The organism is Pseudomonas sp. GL-B-19, from assembly GCF_019956415.1.
Lineage (GTDB): Bacteria > Pseudomonadota > Gammaproteobacteria > Pseudomonadales > Pseudomonadaceae > Aquipseudomonas.
Map to the genome: position 1 here is coordinate 1 of NZ_JAHBDK010000096.1, position 5,243 is coordinate 5,243.

General features: G+C 53.2%; 3 protein-coding genes. All 3 read left to right on the forward strand.

All coding sequences use genetic code 11. The features are described from left to right. The first annotated feature begins 604 nt into the window (after positions 1-604). Positions 605-940, forward strand: a complete 336-nt coding sequence (locus KGB06_RS27965) for a phage holin family protein (protein ID WP_223521509.1) — start codon at positions 605-607, stop codon at positions 938-940. Positions 941-1,271: 331 nt separating this feature from the next. Continuing rightward, positions 1,272-4,208 (forward strand): RHS repeat-associated core domain-containing protein, encoded by a 2,937-nt coding sequence (locus tag KGB06_RS27970; RefSeq protein WP_223521511.1) that lies wholly within the window; start codon positions 1,272-1,274, stop codon positions 4,206-4,208. Positions 4,209-4,762: 554 nt separating this feature from the next. Continuing rightward, positions 4,763-5,243: Tc toxin subunit A (locus tag KGB06_RS27975; RefSeq protein WP_223521513.1), on the forward strand; the 481-nt coding region annotated here is incomplete at its 3' end.

The window sequence follows — 5,243 nt, forward strand, 5'->3', positions numbered from 1 at the left end:
GGGTGGGTCTCCGGAGTTTATGGAGAGCGGGGTGGCGTTGATGCGGCAGATGCATAGGGAAGGGGTTTTGGGCATGGCGTGATCGTGAGTGCGGTATTCCCGGAGATGACATTGAAGACTTATATTGTCCACGTGATCCGCAACAGCCTTGGTTACGCGGCGTTTTGCGGTCCTGTACGGAGATCGATTCATCAGCCCAGCCTGGTGAAATGAAGGCTTGTCTGACGGCAGTCCGTTACCGGATTTAGTTTCAACCGCTTTGGACCTGACAGCATCCGGTGTAAGTAGCGTTCTGCCAGACCTCACTGAACTGAAATAGTCTGCGAGACTGATCAGGAAATCTCAATTCCATTGATTCAATTTCCGTTGCGCCGCGTCCAAAAGACTAGTCTGCATTGTTTTTCGTCCGAAGTTGGGGGGTAGTGTTGGCTCTATAGTCCGCGTTCCCGTCATTGTAGAGCGATATCTGCATTACAGGAAATCTTATCCGCCTGCCGTAAATCGACTGTGAATCGGAGTCTGAAAACATAGAGTTAATGGACGTGGCATAGGAGGGTGGTTAAAACGTTGGTAGTCATTGTTTTTTAATAAAGTGGGGAAAAATATGAATGATGATGATCCATTTTCCGGATTTTTTAGTTCGTGGGCATACGTAGTCATTGCCGCCACAGGTGGAGTGATTGGACACATGATGCGCAAGCTCGGTGCTCGTCAAACAATAAAACTTGGCGAGACGGCGTTACAAGGGGTTGGCGCAGCATTCGCGGGGTATCTAGTGCTGTTGGGATGTCGTTCTGCTGGTGTTACACCAGAAGTTTCAGGCGTCATTATTGGATTGTGCGGTTGGCTGGGTGCGGATGCGACGCTGGTGTTGCTGCAGTCCTATATTTATAAAAAGCTGAATATCGTAAGCGCTCAAGGAGGTGGCGAAAAAAAATAGAAGCTTTGGTATGAGCTTGATCGATCATAAATGATGCAGCTTTTTAATGGGGCGGTATGTTTGTGGGGGTTTTCATCCAATAATTGACGTGGTCATTCGTTGCTCCTGTCGCAAGCACTAAATGTTCTGATTTCAGATCTTTGCTGTGCTCTGGCAGCGGGCGGTTTTATAAGAAAGGCACAGAACTGGGTTGGGTGTGGCTTTATCCGTACTTAGTGCCCATCTCGCATAGTTTTCTAGATAGAACACTTCCAAAGTGTTGAGTAAGTGTTGTGATCGGATCATGTTGCTTTAGTTGCGGACGATGACGCGCTTAAAGAGGTCATGGCGCATGACCATTCCCCCTGAGGACTTTACCATGAGTACTGTTTCCAACCAGGCCACCGCCGAGCTTTGCCACGGCACCCCGATGGTGGCAATCATGGACAACCGCGGGTTGTCCGTACGTGCGCTGGAGTTCAATCGCAACCTTGCCGGCGAAGCGGTTCGTACGCTGATTGCCCGGCAAACCTACACCGTCACCGGACATCCATTGAGTCGCTTGGATGCGCGGTTGTTTGCCGCGCAGGCGCTCAATCCGGACGTGGTGCCCAACTTCCGTTATCACTGCTCCTTGTCCGGCCAGGTGTTGCGTAGCCAGAGCCAGGATGCAGGCAATCAGGTGACGCTGTTTGACATCGTCGCCAGTCCGTTTTGGCAGCAAGGCAGCAGGGGGCAGACCAAGCGCTTCGACTACGACGAGGTGCATCGCCTGACCACGGTGCATGAGCGCGATACGTCGACGGAACCTGAGCGTATCAGTGAGCGCCATGTCTATGGCGAAGGGCTGGCCGCGGCCGCCGCGGGCAACTGTCGGGGGCAACGGATCCGCGGTTATGACACCGCCGGGCTCACTGAAGCAACCCGCTATACCCTGAGCGGACAGCCGCTGCACGGGGTGCGCCAGTTCTTGCAGGACCCGCTGGCGCAGAGTGACTGGCAAGGGGAGGAAGCCCAGTGGCAGGCATTGCTGGAGACCGAGCGCTATACCAGTCGCCTGGACTACAACGCACAAGGCGAGGTGTTGCGCAGTGTCGATGCCCGCGGCAATCAACAGCACCAGTCCCTGGACGTGGCGGGACAGTTGGCCAGCAGTGCCTTGCGTCTGGCCGATGGCAGCGCGGAGCGTCCGATTCTGGTCGCGATCAGCTACAGCGCCGCCGGCCAGGTGTTGCAGGAGCGGGCGTTCAATGGCGTGGTTACTGAATACACCTACGAGGCACAAACCCGGCGCCTGAGCCGACTGCGCACGACACGCCCGGTGCAGAGCGGGCGTAACACGCTGTTGCAGGACCTGAATTATTGCTACGACCCGGTGGGCAACATCCTGTCGATCACCGACGACGCCATTCAAACCCGCTATCACAACAACCAGCGCATCGAGCCGGTGAACAGCTACGGTTACGACGCCCTGTACCAGTTGTTGAGCGCCACGGGCCGGGAGAACGCCAATGCCAGCCAGCAGGGGCCGGTTTTGCCAACCCCTGAGGTGCCGATCGCTACGGATCCGAACCAATTCAGCCAATACACCCGCCTGTACCGCTACGACGATGGCGGCAACCTCACGCAAATGCGGCACCAGGGGCGACAGAATTACACGCTGGATATGCTGGTTTCGCCGAGCTCCAATCGCGCGGTGCGTCAGACCGGGCAGCTGTTGCCGGCAGAAGTCGAAGGGCATTTCGACGCTGGGGGCAATTTGATCGAGCTGGCCCACGGGCAACCGATGAATTGGGACGGGCGCAATCAATTGCAGCGGGTCGCCCAAGTGGTGCGCTCGGGCGGTGAGGACGATGCGGAGTATTACCAATACGACGGTGACGGCGCCCGCGTGCGTAAAACCACCGACAGCCATACCGATACGCTGCTACGTCGTGCCCAAGTGCTCTACCTGCCGGGACTGGAGCTGCGCCGGACCCAGCGCTTACAAGGTGGCAGCACCCACGTTGAGGAAGAGTTGCATGTCATCAAGGTCGCTTCGGCCGGCCGCCAGCAGGTGAGGGTGCTGCACTGGGAAATGGGCTCGCCGGCGGACATTCCGAATGATCAACTGCGCGGCAGCCTGGACAACCAGCTGGGTTCGAGCCTGCTGGAACTGGATCAGCAGGCCGACATTCTGACGCTGGAAGAGTATTACCCCTACGGTGGTACGGCGGTGTGGTCGGGTAAAAGTGCTAGTGAAACGAAATACAAGTTTGTGCGGTACTCGGGCAAGGAGCGCGATGCGACGGGGTTGTATTACTACGGTTTCCGCTATTACGCGGCGTGGTTGGGCCGTTGGTTGAATCCGGATCCGGCGGGGACGGTGGATGGGTTGAACCTGTTTCGGATGGTAGGAAACAATCCGATCAACTATATGGACCCTGATGGCAAGAACCGAATTTCTAAAGAGTTTGTATGGTCCGGCCATATGAAGGCGCTTGAAGACGCCTCGAGAAAAGGTAATTTCGCCGTCAGCTTCAGGTCGGCAGGCAAAGCGACACTGGATGCTTTGGCGAAAGGTGCCGCAGCGAAAGGGCATAACATTCTCGAAAAAACCATCAAAAAGAGTTCTATCGAAAATGCGTATGGAGCTGAAAAAGCACCCAGCATACTGGCGCAAGTAAAGGAGGCCGGAATTGAAGGGTATGTTGGTAGCTGGGACAAGACGGGGTTGGTCGGTATTTATCTAAGCGGTAAAAAAGAACATGAAAAGCCTATCCATCGGGTCGATGTTAAAGATCTTGAAGGCAGTCTTGCTTCATTAAAGAGCCAGGAAAACTGGTCAGCGATTCCCTTCACAGGGGACTATGACATGCATGATCTTATTACATTCCGGGGCGCGGGGCGTCCACGTACAGTATTGACGGACTCAAAAGAGGAACAAGACATTATTGATACGATGAATAGGCATGTCGCTGCGGTCGATGCTAATAGGCCCTTCGACGTTAAGCAACGAAATGTAATAAGACATGGACCTCAAGTCAATTTCGTGTCCCATATGGTGGCTTCTGAATCTGACAAGGTGGATAGCGACGGTGGTGTACTAGGGGCGGTGGCGCGGCCGGGAGAGTTTCCTGTAGCAATGCTCGACAGGGGGCGGTGGACAGTTTTAGAAAATATAGAACAGTTGGATTCGTACTATACAGGTGTCGGAGCACGAATTAAGGAAAGTTGGAAGCCAGGAGGGGTTCGAAATTATAAGGGGGATAAAATTGTAAATTTGGGACGGAAACCTTACCGCAGTTGATTAACCGCCAGGCTATATAAACTTTACAGCTCGGACTTAATCTGACAGTTGCCGGGTTTTTTACGGTGACTGTCAGGTCTATTCAGTTAGCTGGATTCTCTTCTTTTAGCTATTCCACGTTGATGACAGTCTCATCGAATGAACAGCATTCATTCATATGGCTAAATTGGCAACGCAGTAAACGGAATCTAACGTTCGGTCTGTAGGCAGGGGGGATGATGCTCGCTTCGATATGTAGCGGGTAACAACCGACTCTAATCGCCGCAAATATACATAAGGCTACGATTTCAGACCTTTTATTTTTTCTCTCGTCTTTATGTTTTATAAAAGACGCTGCAAAGGTGGTTGAAACATTATAGAGAGGCATCGCAATGCGCTGGGCAGGCTAGAGCCCTCAGCGTCGGTTTTCTTGCGGGGCTATCAAGTTTTTTATCGATCTTGCGAATGATTTGGCTCATTAAGTTTCGTAATTGCCGTGTGCTGGCTCGTCTGTCCATGGCTGACAGCGCTCTGCACTTCGCTTTTCTATAGAGAAAATTTTTTGGAGTAATACTATGAACGAGTCTTTGTTGCAGTCGCTACAAATGTCCACGGAAAGCGAAGTGGCACTAAAGCAGCTTGATGAAAAGGGTTTTAATTCGATCTTCGATATTGTTAAAGAGCCACTTGAACAATTTTGCTGCACGATGGAAGAGCTGTCTGGAGAGCAGGCTGAGCTGATTCATTCGGCAGCATGCAAGCGGGTCGAAGCCCTGGAGAGTATCCATCGAACACTCCGCTCTCGTAATGAACCGGTCATGCAAAGCATTCCCAAGTTGGGCATTGCACCGTTCCCGCAGGAGCTACAAGTGGCGATGGGACGCTCGCTGGGTGGCGCCGTAGATTTTGACGATCTTTTTGACGAGCGTTCCGGCGCTGGCTACGCGGAAGTAACGTCTATTCAATCGCTATTTTCGCCGGGACGCTACTTGGTTGAACTTTATAAAATCGCCCAAGGGCTTCACTCGGTAAGCAGCCCGCTGCATATAGATAAGC

Bases quoted from the DNA above. Each gene is read 5' to 3' on its own strand.
- KGB06_RS27970 (WP_223521511.1), top strand. From the start codon at position 1,272: ATGACCATTCCCCCTGAGGACTTTACCATGAGTACTGTTTCCAACCAG.
- KGB06_RS27965 (WP_223521509.1), top strand. From the start codon at position 605: ATGAATGATGATGATCCATTTTCCGGATTTTTTAGTTCGTGGGCATAC.